This window comes from Flavobacterium rivuli WB 3.3-2 = DSM 21788 (genome assembly GCF_000378485.1).
GTDB classification, from domain to species: Bacteria; Bacteroidota; Bacteroidia; order Flavobacteriales; family Flavobacteriaceae; genus Flavobacterium; species Flavobacterium rivuli.
Genome location: NZ_KB899969.1, coordinates 384,545 through 404,233, shown reverse-complemented (window position 1 = coordinate 404,233; position 19,689 = coordinate 384,545). Strand labels below are relative to the sequence as shown.

At 40.7% G+C, this 19,689-nt stretch carries 18 protein-coding genes; 8 read left to right on the top strand and 10 right to left on the bottom strand.

Annotation, left to right across the window (positions count from 1 at the left end):
• Positions 1-24 precede the first annotated feature (24 nt).
• A complete protein-coding gene (locus F565_RS0110765; protein WP_020213236.1) occupies positions 25-1,074 on the top strand; it encodes an Omp28-related outer membrane protein in 1,050 nt (349 codons plus the stop codon).
• 311 nt (positions 1,075-1,385) lie between these two features.
• Here the strand turns inward: F565_RS0110765 and F565_RS23405 are convergent, their stop codons facing one another.
• Positions 1,386-1,976, bottom strand: coding sequence for a GldL-related protein (locus tag F565_RS23405; RefSeq protein WP_020213235.1), 591 nt, complete (start codon positions 1,974-1,976; stop codon positions 1,386-1,388).
• 173 nt (positions 1,977-2,149) lie between these two features.
• Here F565_RS23405 and F565_RS0110755 point away from each other — a divergent pair, with 173 nt between their 5' ends.
• Positions 2,150-5,566 carry a hypothetical protein gene (locus F565_RS0110755; RefSeq protein ID WP_020213234.1) on the top strand — a complete coding sequence of 1,139 codons (3,417 nt, stop codon included), beginning with the start codon at positions 2,150-2,152 and terminating at the stop codon, positions 5,564-5,566.
• A 69-nt stretch (positions 5,567-5,635) separates the two neighbouring features.
• Here the strand turns inward: F565_RS0110755 and F565_RS0110750 are convergent, their stop codons facing one another.
• The 7 genes from F565_RS0110750 to F565_RS0110720 all read right to left on the bottom strand — a co-directional run bounded on the left by F565_RS0110750 (position 5,636) and on the right by F565_RS0110720 (position 9,765).
• Complete coding sequence (locus tag F565_RS0110750) at positions 5,636-6,406, bottom strand: T9SS type A sorting domain-containing protein (protein ID WP_020213233.1); 771 nt, start codon at positions 6,404-6,406, stop codon at positions 5,636-5,638.
• Between the two features lie 3 nt (positions 6,407-6,409).
• Positions 6,410-6,925: an ankyrin repeat domain-containing protein gene (locus tag F565_RS0110745; RefSeq protein ID WP_020213232.1), complete on the bottom strand. Its 516-nt coding sequence runs from the start codon at positions 6,923-6,925 to the stop codon at positions 6,410-6,412.
• Between the two features lie 7 nt (positions 6,926-6,932).
• Positions 6,933-7,481, bottom strand: a complete 549-nt coding sequence (locus F565_RS0110740; protein WP_020213231.1) for a YceI family protein — start codon at positions 7,479-7,481, stop codon at positions 6,933-6,935.
• 12 nt (positions 7,482-7,493) lie between these two features.
• The gene (locus F565_RS0110735) at positions 7,494-7,853 is read right to left on the bottom strand and encodes a cytochrome c (protein ID WP_231559647.1); all 360 of its coding nucleotides are present in this window, start codon (positions 7,851-7,853) and stop codon (positions 7,494-7,496) included.
• Positions 7,854-7,861: 8 nt separating this feature from the next.
• Positions 7,862-8,704, bottom strand: a complete 843-nt coding sequence (locus F565_RS0110730; protein ID WP_026300000.1) for a DUF5777 family beta-barrel protein — start codon at positions 8,702-8,704, stop codon at positions 7,862-7,864.
• Positions 8,705-8,710: 6 nt separating this feature from the next.
• Positions 8,711-9,097: an OB-fold protein gene (locus F565_RS0110725; RefSeq protein ID WP_020213228.1), complete on the bottom strand. Its 387-nt coding sequence runs from the start codon at positions 9,095-9,097 to the stop codon at positions 8,711-8,713.
• 179 nt (positions 9,098-9,276) lie between these two features.
• On the bottom strand, positions 9,277-9,765 hold the full coding sequence (locus F565_RS0110720; RefSeq protein ID WP_026299999.1) for a hypothetical protein: 489 nt from the start codon (positions 9,763-9,765) through the stop codon (positions 9,277-9,279).
• A 101-nt stretch (positions 9,766-9,866) separates the two neighbouring features.
• On the opposite strand from F565_RS0110720, the gene F565_RS21475 reads away from it, so the two are divergent.
• The gene (locus F565_RS21475; protein WP_020213226.1) at positions 9,867-10,457 is read left to right on the top strand and encodes a tetratricopeptide repeat protein; all 591 of its coding nucleotides are present in this window, start codon (positions 9,867-9,869) and stop codon (positions 10,455-10,457) included.
• A 28-nt stretch (positions 10,458-10,485) separates the two neighbouring features.
• On the opposite strand, the gene F565_RS0110710 is transcribed toward F565_RS21475, so the two are convergent.
• Positions 10,486-11,886 (bottom strand): di-heme oxidoreductase family protein, encoded by a 1,401-nt coding sequence (locus F565_RS0110710; RefSeq protein WP_020213225.1) that lies wholly within the window; start codon positions 11,884-11,886, stop codon positions 10,486-10,488.
• Positions 11,887-11,950: 64 nt separating this feature from the next.
• A complete protein-coding gene (locus F565_RS0110705) occupies positions 11,951-13,156 on the bottom strand; it encodes an imelysin family protein (protein ID WP_020213224.1) in 1,206 nt (401 codons plus the stop codon).
• Positions 13,157-13,320: 164 nt separating this feature from the next.
• Here F565_RS0110705 and F565_RS0110695 point away from each other — a divergent pair, with 164 nt between their 5' ends.
• The 5 genes from F565_RS0110695 to F565_RS0110675 all read left to right on the top strand — a co-directional run bounded on the left by F565_RS0110695 (position 13,321) and on the right by F565_RS0110675 (position 19,686).
• The gene (locus tag F565_RS0110695) at positions 13,321-14,433 is read left to right on the top strand and encodes an imelysin family protein (RefSeq protein ID WP_026299998.1); all 1,113 of its coding nucleotides are present in this window, start codon (positions 13,321-13,323) and stop codon (positions 14,431-14,433) included.
• A 3-nt stretch (positions 14,434-14,436) separates the two neighbouring features.
• Positions 14,437-15,801, top strand: coding sequence for an HTTM domain-containing protein (locus tag F565_RS0110690; protein WP_020213221.1), 1,365 nt, complete (start codon positions 14,437-14,439; stop codon positions 15,799-15,801).
• Positions 15,740-18,217, top strand: coding sequence for a TonB-dependent receptor domain-containing protein (locus tag F565_RS0110685; protein ID WP_231559646.1), 2,478 nt, complete (start codon positions 15,740-15,742; stop codon positions 18,215-18,217). The genes F565_RS0110690 and F565_RS0110685 overlap by 62 nt, the downstream gene beginning before the upstream one ends.
• Before the next feature lie 153 nt (positions 18,218-18,370).
• Positions 18,371-19,243 (top strand): hypothetical protein, encoded by an 873-nt coding sequence (locus tag F565_RS0110680; RefSeq protein WP_020213219.1) that lies wholly within the window; start codon positions 18,371-18,373, stop codon positions 19,241-19,243.
• Entirely contained in the window at positions 19,243-19,686 is a 444-nt protein-coding gene (locus F565_RS0110675; protein ID WP_020213218.1) for a thioredoxin family protein, read from the top strand. Before F565_RS0110680 ends, F565_RS0110675 begins: the two co-directional genes overlap by 1 nt.
• Positions 19,687-19,689: the final 3 nt, after the last annotated feature.

Genomic DNA, 19,689 nt, shown 5'->3' with positions numbered 1-19,689 from the left:
AAGATTACCACAATTACACATTAAATGAAAAAAGTATTTGGCTTTATTATCGTGAGCGCCCTTGCATTATGGGGCTGTTCGTCTGATTATACCGTTTTAGAATCTTCAGACTCTGTAATACTTACAGCAGATAGTTCTGTGAAACGTTTTGGCGATACCATAACTTTTACAGTAAGGGACAATAATGGTATAGAACACACTAACGACGCTGTTTTTTATGTAGATGGTACTGCCATAGAAGGCAATAAACTTACATCTGCAGTAGTAAGCACGCATAATGTTAAGGCTACTTACTATGACCTTACATCAGATAATGTTGAAGTTTCTTTTGGCGATGGTACAGAACTTAATTTCCGCAAGAGGGTACTAATAGAAGATTATACCGGTACATGGTGCGGCTACTGCCCGCGTGTAGCTTATGCCATAGACCTTGTACACGGCCAAAGCGACGATGCTGTTACGGTTGCTATACACAGGCCATCGAGCGATATGCTTAGTATTGTGTATGACCCTTATAATTTTGATGCGTCTGAACTGGAGGCTACTCTGAACATACCAAGTTACCCTAAAGGGTTTCTTAACAGGAAGGTTTTATGGACAAGCCCCGAACCAAACAATATAGCACAGGCTATTGCCTTAACACAGGGTGCCAACCCTAAATTAGGCCTTGCGCTTAAGCCCATTGTTAATGGCAACAACCTTACGCTGGATGTTAGCGCACAATTTGGTGCTGATTTTAGCGGGCTAAAGCTTGTTGTTTATGTTTTAGAGAATGGGTTGTTATATGAGCAGCACAACTATACAAGTTATTTTGATGGTGTAGATGTTTTAGAAAATTACACTCACAACCATGTATTACGTGCCTGCCTTACCCCTATTCTTGGTGAAGCAGTTCCTGATAGCGAAACAAAGCTGTACGGCATATACACCAAAACGTTTAATACCACCTTGCCGGCAAATATTAGTAATGCTGCTAATGTAGAGTTTGTAGCGTTTCTTGTAGGAGCCGATGGTAAAGCAATTAACGTACGTAAAGCTGCTGCCGGCGATGCACAGGATTTTGAAATGCTTTAGTTAAGTTTAAATTATAAACAAAAGTCGTCCTTTCAGGACGGCTTTTGTTGTTTTAGGACGTGTAATTATTTTTTGAAAATTATTGAAATATCCCTATTAATGGGTATTGACAGCCATTCTATTTTGCTATACCTTGCCGCCTGTTAATAGTGCAGCATGCCATTGCTGTAACTGTTTAGCTTTCTGAAAACAAAAAACCACCACCAACAATTATTACACCCATCCCTTATACCTCAGTATAAGGGATTTTTTTATTTTCAAAATAGCAACTTTAGTAAATTCGGGTATTATAGATAGAGCAATACAAAGTATTATTCTTCGCTACTACTCTGTATTTTCGAGAACTCTTCGGCGGCTTTTTGTTGCAGTGCTTCATTATCAGGATTTTCATCGGCAGCTTTAAGAGCAATTACATAGGCAGGATAACCCCTGTATCTAATTTCGTTTACAAGTGTTGGATAAAATACAAGTAGTATAGCAGGCACTCCATAAATCAGTATCCGGATAATAATGTTACGATAGAAAATTTCTTTGGTGCTAAAAAATTTAACCGTTGCTGTTATAGCTATTACCGTAAGCGGTAAAAGCCCTGCAAAAAGCATTGCCGAACTTCCCGGCCATGACATAAATTTAAATAACAAACCTATCACCACCACCGACAAACAAATACCGGTACATACAGCCCCTATAATACGAAAGGATTTAATCCCTTTATAACTTTCACTTTTAAATATACCCCTAAACCTTATACTATTAATAAGCGCGAAGCTGAGAAATAAATATAATATTGCCAACAATAAAAAGGAAAGTATTATGGTTATGCTTCCTCCCGGAAATAGCTTTAAACTTAAAACTACACCTGTTAGACCAAATCCCCCAAGAATTAATTCTACGTTTTTCATAATTTAATAGTATATGTTTCCAAATCTACTCAAATATAGTAACCTGCTAAATAAAATTATACCAGCAGTCCTATTATAATATTTTTTTTGAGTAAAAAACCAAGGCAAACCCATATCTTAAATCTTCTCTTTAAATACACTACTTTTGCTGTTTTTGAGTTTATATTTCTGTGATGCTTAAAAACAGGCTTTTATGGGTGCTTTTATGTTGCGTTTCTGTCGTTTACGGGCAGGAAACACCTACGCCCTATAAAAACATAAAAACCGCTGCCGTGCGCGATACCATACGTATAGACAGCGTGAGCATAAACCCTGCTTATTTTTCGCTTCAGGATTTAGCAGGCAAAACTATAGATACCAGTTATTATAAGGTTGATTATAATATCGGGCTCCTCACTTTTAAGAACGGCTTTACCACACAGGATTCGCTTACTGTAAACTATCTTGCTTACCCCGAATACCTTACTAAAAAATACAGCATATATAACAGCAGCCGTGTGGTGCCTAACGATGCAGATACCGGCCAACGCTATACTGTTGTACAGGACCCACTAAATACTTTTAAACCTTTTAGCGGGCTTACCACATCGGGTAGTATTACGCGGGGCGTTACCATTGGCAATAACCAGAATGCGGTTGTAAACTCTAACCTTGACCTGCAAATTACCGGAAAACTTAGCGACAAGGTTAGTCTGCGCGCCTCTATACAGGATAGTAATATACCCTTGCAGGAGGGCGGCTACTCGCAAAAGCTCGACGAGTTCGACCAGATATTTATAGAGATTTTTAGTGATAAATGGAACATCCGCGCAGGCGACCTTTTTCTCGAAAACCGGCAGTCGCGCTTTCTTAACTTTAATAAAAAGGTGCAAGGCTTATCTACCACATTCAGCTTTGGAACGCCCGAAGCCAAAACTAATATATTTGCCGCCGCGGCCCTTGTACGCGGCCAGTATGCCCGCAGCACATTTACAGGCACAGAAGGCAACCAGGGGCCGTATAAACTTACGGGCAATAATGGCGAATTGTATGTACTGGTAGTATCAGGGTCGGAACGGGTGTATGTTAACGGTATTTTATTGGAACGTGGCGAAAACAACGATTATGTTATAGATTATAATGCAGGCGAAATAATTTTCACCTCCCTGTTCCCCATTACGAGCGAAATGCGTATTAATGTAGAGTATCAGTACTCGCAGCAAAATTATACCCGCTTTGTTACCTATGGCGGTGTTACCCATGAGCGTGAAAAATGGAGCATCGGCGGTTTTGTATATTCTGAAAATGATATGAAAAACCAGCCACTCCAACAAAACCTTACACCCGAACAGGTAGCAATATTGCAGCAGGCAGGAGATAATACCGGCCAGATGATAGCGCCATCTGCATACGTAGATACCTATACCGAAAACAAGATACTATACCGAAAAATAAACAACGGCAGCATAGAAATTTACGAGTACAGCACTAACCCGGATGATGTTCTTTATAATGTCCGTTTCTCGTTAGTGGGTACTAACCAGGGTAACTATACGCTTAGCAACGCCGCAGCTGTGGGCAAAATTTACCAGTATATTGCCCCGGTAGACGGTGTTCCACAGGGTAATTATGAGCCGGTCATCAGGATTACTGCCCCCGAAAAAATTCAGATAGCCACAGTACTGGGCAAGTATAACCCAAGCGAAAAAACGATTATAGATTTTGAAGCAGGCATTAGCAATAACGACCTTAACCTGTACTCGCCTGTAGATGATGGCAACAACAACGGCATTGCCGGTAAGCTTAATGCAAAACAACGCGTGTATACAGGCAGCTGGCAGCTTGATGCGTTTGCCAATTACCAGTTTGTGCAAAAAGATTTCAGGACTATAGAACGCCTGTTTAATATAGAGTTTAACCGCGACTGGAATCTTAACAACCTTATTACTACCGATGCTAACCAAAGTTACCTTACAGCAGGTACAACTTTTAAATTGCCTAAGAACGGACAGGTAAATTACCAGTTGGAAAAGCTCGATTTTTCGAGTGCGTTTAATGGCACACGCCATGTGGTAGACGGGCAAATAAAATTTGGAAACTTCTTTATACAAAACAGGGGAAGTGTGTTACAGAGCGATGGTAACTATTCTAAATCAGAATTTGTAAGGAATGAGGCGTTATCCAAATATCATTTTGGCAAAAACTGGGTAGGCGGTACGCTGCGGCTTGAAGACAATAAAGAAACTATAAAGTCTACAAACCTGCTTTCTACGCTTAGCCAGCGTTTTACAGAGTATGGTGCTTTTGTGGGGCGTGGCGACAGTACTAAAGTATTTGTAGAGGTAGGCTATTTGCAACGGGCTAACGACAGTTTGTTTAACGGGCTGCTGCAAAAAGTAAATACCTCGCGCTCGTATTACCTTAAGTCGCGATTAATAAAAACAGAAAAAAGCGACCTGAGCCTTTTTGTAAATTACCGCAAGCTAAAATTTGAAGATCCTTCCATTGCCAGTGAACCCTCACTTAACTCACGATTGCTATATAACGACCGCTACTGGGATCAGTTAGTACAGGTTAGTACGGCTTATGAAACATCATCGGGCAGGATTGCGCGGCAGGAGTTTACCTACCTGCAGGTAGACCCCGGGCAGGGTGTGTACCGCTGGAATGATTATAACGGTAACGGCATACAGGAATTGCAGGAGTTTGAAGTGGCTCCCTTTCCGGACCAGGCTATATATGTACGCGTATATTTACCAAACCAGGTTTATATAGGAACCCACCAAAATAAATTTTCGCAATCGCTTACCTTGAATCCTAACCAGTGGCAGAGCAAGACCGGTGTAAGAAAATTACTTTCTTATTTTTATAACCAAAGCTCATTTTTAATAGATCGTAAGATTCAGCGCAAAGCCGATAATTTTGACCTCAATCCTTTTTCTACCAGCGAAAACGACTTGCTTGGGCTAAACTCATCGTTTAGAAACAGTTTGTTTTATAACCGCGGTAAGCAAAATCATTCTGTTACTTATACCTATTTAAGCAACCGCACCAAGAATTTGCTTACAGTAGGTTCTCAGGATGCAAAAATACTGTCGCACCAGTTGCAATATGCCCACCTTATACAAAAAACATGGCTGCTGAGTGTTGCCGGACAGGAAGGAAAATCATCAAGCACGGCAGAAGATTATGCCAGTAAAAACTACACCATAAACAATTATCAGGTGGGGCCTAAAGTGTCATACATATTTTCGCGCAACGCAAGTTGGGATGTGTTTTACGAATATCAAAACCAGGAAAATAAAATTGGCGAAATGGAAACGTTGCATCAGCAGCGTTTTGGCACATCGTTTAGTTATGCATCGCAAAAGCAGTTTACCGCCAGCGGCGAATTTTCGCTATATAAAAATGATTTTACAGGAAACCAGAACAGTGCCGCAGCCTACCAAATGCTTGAGGGTTTACAGCCCGGACAAAACCTTACATGGCGCTTACTCGTGCAAAAAAACCTTACCCAGTTTCTCGATATAAATGTAAACTACCAAGGGCGAAAAAGCGAAACCAGCAGTACCATACATACGGGTAATATACAGCTTAGGGCATATTTTTAAACACAGAAAAGGCCCCTTAAACAGGGAGCCTTTTCAAAAAACTAAAAACCAAGAGTTAGTAAGTATTATTTATTGCTTTACCACTTTTACAGAAGTTGTACGCCCATCGGCAGCAGTAATTTTAAACACATAAGTGCCTGTAGATAATCCGGATATATTGACCGGAACAGCGGTATCATTTGCTTTTTGCGATACTACTTCCTGACCTAAAAGGTTAACAACCCTTATCTCACTAAGTAATGCTTTATTTTTAACAGTCACTATGCCCGATGCCGGGTTAGGATATACCGTTAATCCTTCAAGGCTAAGTGCATTTGTAGCCAAAACATCGCTAAAGGTATTGCTCAGCCTGTAGCCCCTGTTTCCGCCATGCCCTTGTAATGTAAAACCTGCCGATGTACCGCGGGCATAAGCAAAGTCGATACTTTCGTTATCATAATTAAAAGTATAATCGTTAGCTCCGGCTGTAAAAGCCCTTGTAGCTACGATGGTTCTTACGGTTCCTGCAACCGTGTTAGAAGTTACCGCCCAGTTATTCGTATCGGAAGAAGGTACAGCACCAATACCGTTCATAGTGCCATCTACCAGTGTAGTGCCATTGTAGTACACCATATCCTGGCCCGATTCCATACCCTGACCATCGGCAAAAGAACCAAATTGCAATGCAAACCACCTGTCAGATGGGCCGGTAAGGGTTAAGGTAGCAGTAGTTGTGGTACTATCCAGCATTAACGTAGCGGTCATGCCCGTCATAAGGCTTACCGATCCTGTAGATTTTGCCTGTGCATTTACCCCCGCAGCGGTAAGGAATAATAAGGAAACAAGTAATAATTTTTTCATAGCTTATTTTTTTAGAAGGTTAATAATTTCATCATTTTTAGTAAAAAGGGCATAATCGTAAGGGGTTTTACCCTCTTTATCTGCCGTTAATGGGTTTGCTTTATATTGCAATAATAATTTTACAAGCTCGGTTTTTTGAAATTGGGCTGCGTAAACCAGTGGCGTAACACCCAGGGTATCGGCAATATTAGGATTGGCTTTACGCAGCAGTAATGCTTTTGTTACAGCCACGTTTCCTTTTATAACAGCCGCAGCAAGTGCCGTACCGTTAGAGCTGTTATAGTTTACATCTTTTACATTTTGTGCTAAATATTCGGCTACGGAGTTGTTGCCACGGTAACACGCAAGAATAAGTGGGGTAAAACCGGCGGCATTTACAGCATTGATAGTATCCTTGTTTTTTTGTACAAGCATTTTTATTTCGTCTACGGTACCGCTACGGGCAGTATCAAACACATCCTTAGATTGTGCATTACTAAAGGCACTTATTAATAGCAAAAAGGCAATTATCTTTTTCATAGTATCCTTAATTTGTAAGTTGTAATTTATAGCTAACCTCTATTTTATCGGCCACTTTTTTACTTACCACAGACGGTATTTCTATAGCAAAATCTTTAGGCTGTACCTGGAAACTTCCTGTTATTGTAATTGTATTTCCTGACTTAGAGATCTTTGCCGAATCGGTCACTTTTACGGTTTTACCATGCAGGGTTAAATCGCCGGTAATAGTATAAGGTTTTGCATCTGTTGTAAGCTTTGCAACATCCAGCCCGTCTACCTTACCTTTAAAAGTAGCCTTTGGGTATTTGTCAGACTCTACATAGTTCTCATTAAAATGCTCTTCCATTAATGCCACTTTAAACCTGAATCCTTTCATAAGGGCAAGCACGGCAATATTACCGGTTACTGGTTCCAATATAGCCGAAGCCGTTTTGTTCTCTCCCGCCACTTCTTCAAACGAAGGTACCGATGCCTCAAAACGTATCACGCCGATTTTCGTGCTGTATTTTTGTGCATAAAAGCAGGTGCTTACCGCAAGCATCAGTATTGTAAATACTACTTTAATCTTTTTCATAGTAATCTTAATTTAATTTTCTAAAAGCCCGTCGGCATTCCATTGCAATATCAGGTCTATATTATTTTGAGACATACGCCCCGTAGCAGGCATAATGCCCTGCTCGCCGTTTTGCCGTTGAATCCTGTCCAGCAAATCGGTGTTTTGTACAGCATCTTTAACCTCGGCATAATTGGTAAGCGGCCTAAAGCCTGCGTTACTGCCGGGAGAGTGGCAACCGGTACAATTTGCATCTATTATTGTTTTTATTTGTGCGTTGTAGGTTACGCTGCCGTCTACAATTACAGGCACCTCTATATCTTCATACGTGTGTGTATCGCAACTGTATAAAGCCATGGCAAAAAATGGTATGTATATAAACTTCTTCATCATTATAAACTTTAAAAAACCCTGTATAAATTAAACCCAAAGAAAAAATCGCCTTTGCCCCAGTTACCGGTTGCATTAGTCAGGTATCCACTCTCTGTCATAGACTGCGAGTTGGTAAATATTAACTGGAAAATATGTCCTCCTGTTTCTATATCTAACCCTACAGATAAAGGGTTTACATAAAAATCAGGCTGGTCTGCATTGTAAACATATTCTACATTTACAGATAATCTTTTAGTAAGTTTCATCCTGCCGCCGGCACCTAAAGAAAATTGCCTGTCGTTCTCTAAAGCGAGATTATACAAGTTGCGGTGTATGTAAGACGGCACCAGTTCCAGCGAAAAGCGTTCTGAAAACTTACGCGATATAAGCAACTGGCTCACATAAGTAAGCCTGTCGCCAAAGGTAATTTTGGGGTACTGCTCTTTTTCTAACTGTGTATTAATATCAATCGTACCATAAGCTGCAACGTCTACCGGGAAATTTGCATTTTGGCGTACCAGCCTTACCTTAGCCGATGTTTCGTAGGTTTTAAGCATAGTATGACGTGATGCACTTAGCGATAACCAGTTAGTAACACCATACACACCACCAAGTTTTGTGGTGGCACCATCAAGCCCAAAAAACTCATCGATACCGTTCTTAACCGTACCAAACCGGTGCGACACTAAAAAATAAAACTCTTTTGCAGCAGGCATCTTGGTAGTTTGCAAGGTTACAATTTGTAGCCCCTTAAAGGTTGCCGTAGCATAAGTGTCCTGTACCTGTGTAGAGTCCAGCTGGGTGAGTAGGTCATCCTGGGCATAGATGGCCACGGAAAGAAAAAAGCAAAAAGCGCTTAAAAAAAACTTCATATTACATTATGGTTTAATAGTACACTGATCCAGTTTTACTTCGTTAAATAATTCGTCATAGCCTATGCACCTGCCCTTTATGGTTATTATTTTAGAGTTTGCCGGGGCATTAGGCTTTTCGTCAAAACAGCATACAATTAGCGAATTGATAGTTACAACAGAGTCTGAAACCTGTGTAACATTCCCTGTAATTTGTATGGTTTTATTTAAATAATCAGCATTTGCCTGTTGCTGGTTGTTGGTATATTGGCTTACCAGCTCATCTGCCGTAAGGGTATAAGCCGGAGCTTCTTTGCTAATGTTTCTTACCTCTTTATACAGGTAGCCTTTGTACAGCCAGACCCCGGCTAACAGTACGACAGCAATAGTAATTATGACGACTTTTTTGCGCATGGTTATTTATTTTCCTGCTCAAAAGTATTTAACCATAAGGCCCTAAATTAAAAATATAAGCCAACGGCGGCTTTGATTTAGAATTTGCAGGCTCTTACCGAGAATTTGCATTTACGACAAAACGGGACAAAAAAAATACAGCCTAAGCTGTATTTGATGTATTATATTTATGATAAATGTTAATTGAATGCTATTTTCTCTTTAGCCTTAAAAGCATCACATTGCATGATGTATGCTTTGGTAAACGCTTTTAAATCATCCGGTTGAGAAGCATAATTTTTTATAAGGAATGCTTTATCTTCTTTAATATCTCCAGTATAACCGGTTATCCAGGGTACATTATCCTGTATGTTAAGGCGAATAAGCCGAGCCTCATAATTATCGGGTGCTTTTTTTATGGCAAGCTCTAATAAAGAGGTACCGCGGTTAAAAAGGCGTGTTTTACTAAACAGGCCGCTTTCATACTTGGCTAATAGTACTATAGATGCTGCTTTATAAGCTAAAATAGTATGATTATCGTGGTTTTCGTTTATGTTTTCGAGGGTTTTATAAAAGGCATCTGCGCTTACCTGAGATGTTGCTGCGCTAACATAATGTGCACGAAGGGTAGACAACTCCGGGACAGGGTTTATAAAAAGCAACAGAAAACACAGCGACGCTAATTTCATAAAATTAAAAGTAAGGTTTTTATGGCAAATAAACGCAATCATACCAAGTTATACTACATTTGAGTTTAAATTATTTATTTAGTAATAACAATTACAATGCCATGATAAAAACCTTTGCCTGTATCCTGTTGCTTACCACATTTATATCTTACGCACAAGTTAACAAAAGCGACCCAAATCTTTTAAAGAAATACAATAAGGCGCTTAAAAATTACAATAAAGAAAATGACTCTGTAACAAGCCCTGCCGAATATTATTATAAACGTGGCGGCCTGCGCCAGGACTATTTTGACCTTCAGGGAGCTATTACAGATTATAATAAAACTATAGACATTAATCCTGATTATATAAAAGCATGGTACAACCGTGGCCTTGCAAAATTAGACCTCAGCCTGCTTAAAGAAGCTGAACGCGACTTTGATAAGGTTATAGACCTTGACCCTAAAAATGTATATGCCTATAATAATCGCGGGATATGTAAAAATTACATGCTTAATTTTCAGGGTGCTATAAGAGACTATTCTGCCGCAATAGATTTAGACCCTAAGTATGCCGAGGCTTATAACAATCGTGGGATAAGTAAAATTAAAATGGGGCTGAATGATGAAGGCTGCGAAGATTTACATACAGCGCTGAAACTTGGTGATGTAAAGAGTGAGCGGAATATAAAGAAGCTTTGCAATAAAAAATAAATCCCGGCTGGTTTGCCGGGATCATTAATTATAGTGAGTTAAGGAAAGCCAACAGGTCTTCCCTGTCTTTAGCCGATAGTTTCTTAAATTTTTGTTTAGCTTGTTCTGCCTCGCCACCATGCCATAGTATAGCCTCGGTAGCATTGCTGGCACGCCCATCGTGCATAAGCGTGGTATGCCCATTTACAACCCTAACCAGCCCCATACCCCATAATGGCGGGGTGCGCCACTCGCTGCCGGTAGCAAGAAAATCAGGGGCATTATCTGCAAGGGCAGTCCCCATATCATGCAAAAGCAAATCGGTATATGGCCTAATGGTTTGGTTACGCATGCCTGTAAGTACATGGTCGTTACCGGTTTGCATTTTAGGTATATGGCAGGCCACGCAATTTAGCTCTCCAAAAATTTGCTTACCCCTTAATACATTCTGGTCATTATAATTGCGCCTGATAGGCACAGATAATACCTGGCTGTAAAGTACAACACGGTTAAAATTAAGATCGGGAATTTCGGGGCTGCCACCATTAGGTATAGCGCCACAATCAACACCGGGCGGGCATAGTTCGTTAGGAAAAAGATATGATGTAATACCTAAGTCTCCGGAAAATGCTGCAGCAACCTGTTGCTTTACACTGGGCTGATTTGCTTTCCAGCCAAAACGTCCCATTTTTAAAGAATTACTCTCTATATCATACACATAGTTTGCACGGCCGGATATACCATTGCCATCACTGTCAAACTCATCGGCAAAGCTTAAAAGTGTTGCCTGCGGCACAGCCTCCAGAAGGCCAAGTCCTACAATCTGATTAGCTATACGGGGCGAAAACAGCACTCCATTATCAAGGTTGCCATACCCTAAATTATCTATACGATATATTGGTTTTTGTAAATTTACAGTAGTACCATCGTCAAAGGTTTCCACAATGGTTTGATAGGTAATACCTATATGTCCTTTTACAACGGGGCCTATAATGGCATTGTCCTGCAACTGATGCCCATAAACAGGATCTGGCAGTGAGCCGCCATGAGCATCCATACCCGGCATGCTAAGGCGCAAAAGCAGGCCCTTGCCAAATTCGCCATCAAAGGCAGGCGGGCGGCCGCGGCCATCTTTAAAATGACAGTTAGAACATGAGGTAGCATTATAAAAAGGCCCAAGCCCGTCGCGTGCGGTGGTAGATGATGGTGCAGAAACCCAACTTAAGCGAAACAATGAGTTTCCTACACCAAAATCGTCCTGCTGAGAAGATGTTAATGTGGTACTTGCAAAGCCAAAAGCCTCCTGGGTGGCATTTCGTACAGTTGATGTCCCTCCGGAGTATTGCTCACCTTCTTCTGCAGTTAGCGGCACATACTCATCTTCATTTTTGCTGCATCCCGTAATATAAAAAGACAGGACTAACAGGCAGGAAATCAGTTTTTTATTCATGGTATTAAAAACACAAAAGAGTGCCGCAAATATACGGCACTCTTTTATTATAAGCTAAAAAAAATTATTCTGCCGGATTTACTTCAAGTCCAAGGGCAAATGCCCCGGCAAGGAAGTTTTGAGACATTGTGCGTATTTGCTGTGCAGCAACCTTTACCTTAGCACCTTCTACAGATGTTTCACCACCATCAATTGCTAAGTCAAACGGTATTAATATTGCAGAAACTTTAGTTTTTGCACCGGCTATGGATGTATCTGTAGTAGTCGAAATATCATTATTTGCAGCCTTAACAAGGTCTTGCAGAGAAGGCCCGTCTATATTGCCATATTTACCTTCGTAAACATTAATAATGCCTTGCAGGTTAAGTGCAATATCACGGTGGGTATTATCGCTAAAGCAAGAATGCTCATCTTCCTGGCTTTGGTTAAGCAGGGCAACCGTCATACGTTCTGTAGGAAGTTCAGAGTCAGACAATGTTACAATACCAAGGTATATATTTACAAGGGCCACATCTTTATCAAGGGCAAGAAAAGTTGTTCTGTAAGACCCACCCGGTTTCCATTCCTGCACTAAATAATTAAGGTTATCAATTAGTAAATCTGCACAAATATTAAGGTAATCACGTCTTCTTCCTTCGTTATCTGCTGTAGTACCATTATCTACATAATCAGTATAAACCCTTTGTCCGGGTTTATTTTCAGATGGTGCCGTTAAATCCTGGCCCCATAGTAAAAACTCTATAGCGTGGTAACCCACACTTACACTTGCTTCACTTTCTGCACCGTTAAGCTCTTCAAGTAATTGTTTAGTAATGTTAGGATATAAATCTGCCCTATTAATAATACCGCCATTCTCTATTGTATTCGTTTCGGTATTTAATACATAATCAATATAATTTTCATCAAGCGGCCATGAGTTAAGCAACCCTTCCGGAGCATCATACTCAAGTTCGTTATCAATGGGGCCATTAGCAAAACGAAAAGCCTCTGTAGTACCATAAGTTTCTCTTGATTCTCTCCATTTTGTTTTTGCAATAGTAAAATTAGCATCTGTAGGGCTTGCCGTAAAAGCGTTGATTGCAGTTTTAAGTTCTACCGCATCATCATAAGCATCTTTATAATTTGCATAAACAATGTTAGCATAGTTTTCTACAACTGTAGCTTTTGTAGCATCGTTATTTGTAATATTATTATTGTCGTCATCACTACATGCAGCCACAAACAAGCCGGTTGCAGCAAGAAGCGTTAGGCTAAGGGAAATTTTCTTCATGGTTTTGTGTTTTCTTATTTAGATTTATTAAAAACAACGCAAAATTAGAAACTTTTAATACATGACCAAATAAAAGACTCCCAAATTTTGCCTCTAAGGTAAAATTATTTAGAATTAATATACATAAGTACATGATGTTTCATACTTTTGCCAAAATTTTTACAATGAAAAAATTATTTATAGCGTTTGCAGTCATTGCATTTGCAGCAGGATGCTCCTCCGGCGACAGTAATGAAGCAGTTACATCCGGCAGTTACGACAGGACAGCTTTGCTAACTGGCTGGGCAGATAATATTATTATACCTGCTTTTACAAACTACCAGGCTGAAGTAAATGCATTATCCGAAAAAACAGCTACTTATACAACTACCCCTACTACAGAAAACCTAATAGCATTAAGGGCATCATGGCTTGCTGCTTATAAGGCATACCAGTATGTAGGCATACATGATATAGGTAAAGCATCGGAACTTTACTTAATAGAATCTACCAACATCTTCCCTACAGATGCCGCAGGTATTACTGCAAATATAGCATCGGGCAACTACGTGCTTACACAGCCCGTACAGTATGCCAAACAGGGCTTTCCCGCATTAGATTTTTTAATAAACGGCCTTGGCACTACAGATGATGCTATAGTTTCTTTTTATACTACCAATGCCCGTGCAACAGGCTACAAAAAATATGTTACCGATGTGGTTGCCCGCATTAAAACTACCGCCGATGCTATTGTAGCCGACTGGAATGGCGGTTACCGTGCAACATATATTGCAAACACCACCACCTCTATAAGTGGTGCAGTAGGACAGACAACCAATAATTTTATTAAAAATTACGAAAAAGATGTGCGTTTCCCTAAACTGGGCGTACCCGCCGGCCTTTTTAGTAATGGTACTACCTACCCAGATAAAGTGGAGGCATTTTACAAAAAAGACGTTAGTAAAGAATTACTGCTTGATGCCATTAAAGCATCTCAGGACTTTTTTAACGGCAAAAACTTTACTACCGGTGCAGAAGGGCCGGGCCTTAAAGGCTATCTTGATGCTGTAAGTGCAGGCGGCAGTACACCGCTTAGTGGCGTAATAAACAGTAAATATGCTGCTGCCATTACAGCCGTAAACGGATTAAACAATAACCTCTCGCAACAAATTACTACAGATAATACTGCTGCCGTAAATGCTTACAATGCTGTACAGCAGGTTGTAATATTTACAAAAGTAGACATGCTTAACGCACTGCATATTCCTATTGATTATGTAGATGGCGATGGCGACTAAACCATGCTACACATAAGGGCATATTTAAACACTTACACTCATGCTGCTACGCTGGCCTTTTTCAGGCTGGCGTTTGGGCTTATGATGTTTTTTGGCATTGTTCGTTTTATGAGCTATGGCTGGATAGATAAGTTTTACATAAAGCCTGTTTTTCATTTTACTTACTATGGTTTTAGCTGGGTAAAACCCTATGGCGTGTTTACTTATGCAGCATTTATAGTATGTGGGCTATCGGCACTTATGGTAGCGGTGGGTTATAAATACAGGTTATCTATAATATTGTTCTTCCTCACGTTTACCTATACCGAGCTTCTTGATAAGACCACGTACCTAAACCATTATTACTTTGTATCGGTAATAAGTTTTGCAATGATTTTTTTACCTGCTAATGCTTATTTTTCGGCAGATGCCTATAAAAACCCAAATAAGGCTTTTACTCAAATTCCGCGCTGGACTACCGATATACTTAAGCTGCTACTTGCCATAGTATACTTTTATGCCGGCCTTGCCAAGCTTAATACCGACTGGCTTATTAATGCCATGCCGCTTAAAATATGGCTGCCCGGCAATGCCGATCTGCCTGTAATTGGTCCGTTGCTTACTAAACAATGGGTGGCTTATACCTTTAGCTATGCAGGCGCTGTTTACGACCTTGGTATTGTGTTCCTGCTGCTTTACAAACGCACACGTTGGTTGGGGTTTGCACTGGTAGTGATCTTTCATATCCTGACAAAAATATTATTCCCTATAGGTATTTTCCCGTATGTAATGATCGTGGCGTCGTTACTGTTTTTCTCTGCCGGTTTTCATATAAAAGTGTTGGGCTACATTGCACAGCTTTTAAAATTACCATTCAACCCTTCGGCGGAAGCCAGAATAAAAGTTGCAGCCAATACACCCCTTTACAATTTTAAGATTGCTTTCCTGGCTGCCTTCATTTTGCTGCAGCTGGCATTCCCTTTCCGCTACCTGTTTTACCCGCAGGAATTGTTCTGGGCAGAGGAAGGCTTTCGCTTTTCATGGCGCGTTATGCTTATGGAAAAAGCAGGCTATGCCGAATTTATGGTATCCGATCCTGTAACCGGAAAAGGGCTTACGGTAGATAACAGCAAGTTCCTTACACCGTTTCAGGAAAAACAGATGTCTTTCCAACCCGATTTTATACTGGAGTATGCCCATTTTTTACATGACCATTACCAGGCACAGGGCATGCATGACCCCGAAGTACGGGTAAGCAGCTATGTAGCGCTTAACGGCCGCCTGAGTACATTATATATAGACCCAAACGTAAACCTTGCTAAACAAGATGAATCATTTTTGCATAAAACCTGGATACTGCCGTTTCGGGATACTATTAAAGGTTTTTAGCTGCCTGCTGTTATTACTATCGGTTTCAGGAATGGCTCAATCCATTACGGGAACGATAACCAATAGCGATGGCGAAAAGCTGGCACAGGCCGAGGTTATAAACCGCACTACAGATAGCCGCGTTACTACAGGTAGCGATGGCAGCTTTACTATAACCGTTATACAGGGCGATAACCAGATAGCGTTTTATAAAGACGGGCATTTATTTCAGGAACAAACCATTTCATCTTCTCAAAGTAATATAGCTATTGTTTTACAAAAGGTTATAGAGCTTAATGAAGTAGTTATACAAAAGGAAAAAGACAAATTATTTGCGCTGAGCCACCTTAAAGATATTGAGGAAACTGCAATATATGCCGGTAAAAAAACAGAGGTCATTGTACTCGATAAAGTAATGGCCAACAAAGCTGTAAATAATGCACGCCAGATATTTGCGCAGGTAGTGGGGCTTACTATAAACGAATATTCTAACGGGGGGCTGCAGCTAAGCATAGGCGGCCGTGGCCTGGACCCTAACCGAACCTCTAACTTTAATACCCGCCAGAACGGTTATGATATGAGTGCCGATGTTTTAGGCTACCCCGAAAGTTACTACACCCCTCCTACCGAAGCATTAGAAGAAATTCAGGTAATACGCGGTGCGGCATCATTGCAGTACGGTACACAGTTTGGCGGGCTTATAAATTTTAAATTAAAATTGCCCACTGCAAAACCCATAGAGGTTGTTACAAGGGCAACGGCAGGGTCGTACGGGCTGCTTACCAATTTTACATCGGTTAGTGGTACAAACGGCAAGTTTAGCTATTATACATTTTTTAATTACAAAGAGGGCGATGGTTTCCGTGCTAACTCGGCGTTTAGCAGCAGGAATTTTTTCATCAACCTGAACTACCAGTTTACGGCAAAAACATCGCTGCATTTTGATTATACGCTGTTTGATTATCTTGCAAAACAACCCGGCGGACTTACCGATTATATATTTAACCAAAATATGTATCAGAGCAACCGGACCCGCAACTGGTTTGACGTTAACTGGAATTTATTTGCCCTGCGCTTAAAGCATAAATTTACAGAGCAGTCAGATTTTTCGTTGCAGCTCTTTGGCCTTGATGCCAGCAGGAAAACGGTGGGCTTTCTTGCAAACCGCGTAGTTAGTACCGATGTACCCAATACAGAACGCGACCTTATAACCGGCAAATTTGTAAACTGGGGTGCAGAGGCACGCTATCTGCAAAAATATACTATAAAGAATTATACCAGTGCCCTGCTGGTAGGCGCTAAATATTATCAGGCACGTAATGCCGCAACACAGGGGCCCGGCAGCGGTGGCACCGGTGCCGATTTTAATCAGGACAACAATACCTTCCCACTATACAAGAGCCAGAGCGATTATACCTACCCTAATATAAATTTCTCGTTTTTTGGGGAAAACCTGTTCAGGCTATCCAATAAATTTACGGTAACACCCGGTTTTAGGTTTGAAACGATACGCACGCAGGCCGAAGGCTATTACCGACAGATAAATCTTGATAACGCCGGCAACGTACTGCTTGATGAACGGCACGAAGAAAATGTAGTAAAGAACAGGAACTTTATATTGCTGGGAATTGGCCTAAGTTATAAGCCTACGACCAACACAGAATTTTATGGCAACATATCGCAAAACTACCGATCGGTTACGTTTAACGATATCCGGACGGCAAATCTTGGCGTGGTGGTAGACCCCAACATTACCGACGAAAAAGGATTTACAACCGATGTTGGGGTGCGCGGTAAAATAGACGATCGCTTTTCGTTTGATACCAGCATTTATGCATTGATGTATAATGACAAGATTGGCGAGTTTCAGGCACGCAACCCTAACGGCGGCGGTGCACCCGTGCGCTACAGGACAAACATAGGCACCGGGATTACCTACGGCTGGGAAATTATGGCCGACTGGAATATTGCAAAAACATTCTTTAAAGAAAACGAATCTTTCTCGTGGAATGTATTTGTAAACAATGCTATTACAAACTCTCAATACCTAAAAAGCAGAATTGCAGATGTAGACATAAAAGGTAATGATGTAGAGTTTGTACCGTTGCTTAATTTAAAAACCGGTACTACCGCAGGCTATAAAAACTTTATAGCAAGCCTGCAGCTTACTTACTTATCCTCTCAGTTTACAGATGCCGGCAACACGCCAACAGATAATTCTCAGGAAAATCCGTACGGTATTTTTGGGGAGATACCATCCTATTATGTCGCTGATTTTTCGGCATCTTACAAGTGGAGGCGCTTTAAACTGGAGGCCGGCATCAACAATTTTACCAATAATTATTACTTTACCCGCAGGGCAACGGGGTATCCTGGGCCGGGCATTTTACCGTCAGACCCGCGTACGTACTACACTACGCTTCAGTTTACTTTCTAAATCCGAGCTGTTTTGCATTTCTTAAAATTTACTTAAATTTTTCCAAAATATTTTTTGATTGGTAGGAAAACATTTCCTAATATTGTAAAATAATTTAGAATCAGTTTAAATAAAAATAATGTGATTATTTAATCACGCATTACATAACCTGCTATGATAAAAAAATTACTTAACTGCACATTTACTTTACTGCTTACTGCTACAACTTTGCAGGCACAAACTATAGTAACTGTAGGCACCGGGTCGGGGTCAGGTACATCTGCTCCTATCGCATCATGGTATGAGTCATCGGCTACAGAAAGTATTTATACCGCTACAGAGATAAACGCTACGGGCAATATAACTACCCTTGCGTACCAAAAAGCATCGGGCAACAGTACTGTACCACCAGCAGTAAAAATATACCTAAAAAATACTACAGCCGCCGCAGTAGCTGCAGCAAATTACAGCATAGGAGATGGCTTTAACGGTTACACGCTGGTTTATGACGGTACATTACCTAATAACTCCCAAACAGGCTGGATGCAGGTAACCCTGCAAACACCATTTGCATTAACTGCAAACTCTAACCTTAGCATATTAACGGTAGGTTCTACCTGTATAGAATCGGGCAGGCCTCAATATACGTACACAAGTGCATCGGGTACTAAAATGTCGGCAGGATATAACGATGGTTCTATAGGCTGCGGAGGCAATAGCCCGTGGGACCCGGCATCTGTAATGCGTCCGGTTTGGGAACGCCCTAACGTAAGGCTAAGCATAACAAGCCAACTTTCTACAGATAATGTTACTAAAGCTAATAATAGCGTTATCGTTTACAATAATGCCGGCAAACTGACTGTAAAATCAGCCAATACAGCTATAAACAACATAACTGTATATGATGTGCAGGGCAAACAAGTATTTAATACTTTAGTGAACAACAACGATTATGTGCTTGATGCCCTTGCCTCTACAGGACAATTATTGTTTGTAAAAGTAACCGATGCAAACAACGCTGTATCTACTACAAAAACAGTATACTAATGCAGGCTTTTAAAAAATTTATATTCCTTGCTGCATTGCTGTGTTTTGCAAACAGCTACAGTCAAAACTGGGTAACCAGCCTTGACGAAGCTAAAGCTATCGCGCAAAACGAGAATAAAAATATTATCCTCGTTTTTTCGGGGTCAGACTGGTGCGCACCATGCATAAAGCTGGATAAGAACATCTGGGCATCGGACGATTTTAAAAAAGAAGCCGCGGCAAACTGGGTATTGCTTAAAGCCGATTTCCCAAAGAAGAAAGTTAATGCCTTACCCGAAGAACTGCAAAAGCAAAACGGGTCGTTATCTGACAAATACAACAAAGAAGGCAACTTTCCGCTTGTGGTAGTAATGGATAAAAACGGTAAAGCCCTGGGCAAAACCGGGTATAAAAACATTGCGCCTGCTGCTTATATAGCCCTTTTACATTCTTTCGAAAAATAAGAT

Excerpts from the sequence above, each read along its gene's own strand:
- F565_RS0110710 (WP_020213225.1), bottom strand. The coding sequence starts at position 11,886 with ATGAATAAAAAACTGATTTCCTGCCTGTTAGTCCTGTCTTTTTATATT.
- F565_RS0110750 (WP_020213233.1), bottom strand. The coding sequence starts at position 6,406 with ATGAAAAAATTATTACTTGTTTCCTTATTATTCCTTACCGCTGCGGGG.
- F565_RS0110765 (WP_020213236.1), top strand. The coding sequence starts at position 25 with ATGAAAAAAGTATTTGGCTTTATTATCGTGAGCGCCCTTGCATTATGG.
- F565_RS0110720 (WP_026299999.1), bottom strand. The coding sequence starts at position 9,765 with ATGAAATTAGCGTCGCTGTGTTTTCTGTTGCTTTTTATAAACCCTGTC.
- F565_RS0110740 (WP_020213231.1), bottom strand. The coding sequence starts at position 7,481 with ATGAAAAAGATTAAAGTAGTATTTACAATACTGATGCTTGCGGTAAGC.
- F565_RS0110675 (WP_020213218.1), top strand. The coding sequence starts at position 19,243 with ATGCAGGCTTTTAAAAAATTTATATTCCTTGCTGCATTGCTGTGTTTT.
- F565_RS0110695 (WP_026299998.1), top strand. The coding sequence starts at position 13,321 with ATGAAAAAATTATTTATAGCGTTTGCAGTCATTGCATTTGCAGCAGGA.
- F565_RS23405 (WP_020213235.1), bottom strand. The coding sequence starts at position 1,976 with ATGAAAAACGTAGAATTAATTCTTGGGGGATTTGGTCTAACAGGTGTA.
- F565_RS0110745 (WP_020213232.1), bottom strand. The coding sequence starts at position 6,925 with ATGAAAAAGATAATTGCCTTTTTGCTATTAATAAGTGCCTTTAGTAAT.
- F565_RS0110755 (WP_020213234.1), top strand. The coding sequence starts at position 2,150 with ATGCTTAAAAACAGGCTTTTATGGGTGCTTTTATGTTGCGTTTCTGTC.
- F565_RS0110680 (WP_020213219.1), top strand. The coding sequence starts at position 18,371 with ATGATAAAAAAATTACTTAACTGCACATTTACTTTACTGCTTACTGCT.
- F565_RS0110705 (WP_020213224.1), bottom strand. The coding sequence starts at position 13,156 with ATGAAGAAAATTTCCCTTAGCCTAACGCTTCTTGCTGCAACCGGCTTG.
- F565_RS0110730 (WP_026300000.1), bottom strand. The coding sequence starts at position 8,704 with ATGAAGTTTTTTTTAAGCGCTTTTTGCTTTTTTCTTTCCGTGGCCATC.
- F565_RS0110690 (WP_020213221.1), top strand. The coding sequence starts at position 14,437 with ATGCTACACATAAGGGCATATTTAAACACTTACACTCATGCTGCTACG.
- F565_RS21475 (WP_020213226.1), top strand. The coding sequence starts at position 9,867 with ATGATAAAAACCTTTGCCTGTATCCTGTTGCTTACCACATTTATATCT.
- F565_RS0110725 (WP_020213228.1), bottom strand. The coding sequence starts at position 9,097 with ATGCGCAAAAAAGTCGTCATAATTACTATTGCTGTCGTACTGTTAGCC.
- F565_RS0110685 (WP_231559646.1), top strand. The coding sequence starts at position 15,740 with ATGAATCATTTTTGCATAAAACCTGGATACTGCCGTTTCGGGATACTA.
- F565_RS0110735 (WP_231559647.1), bottom strand. The coding sequence starts at position 7,853 with ATGATGAAGAAGTTTATATACATACCATTTTTTGCCATGGCTTTATAC.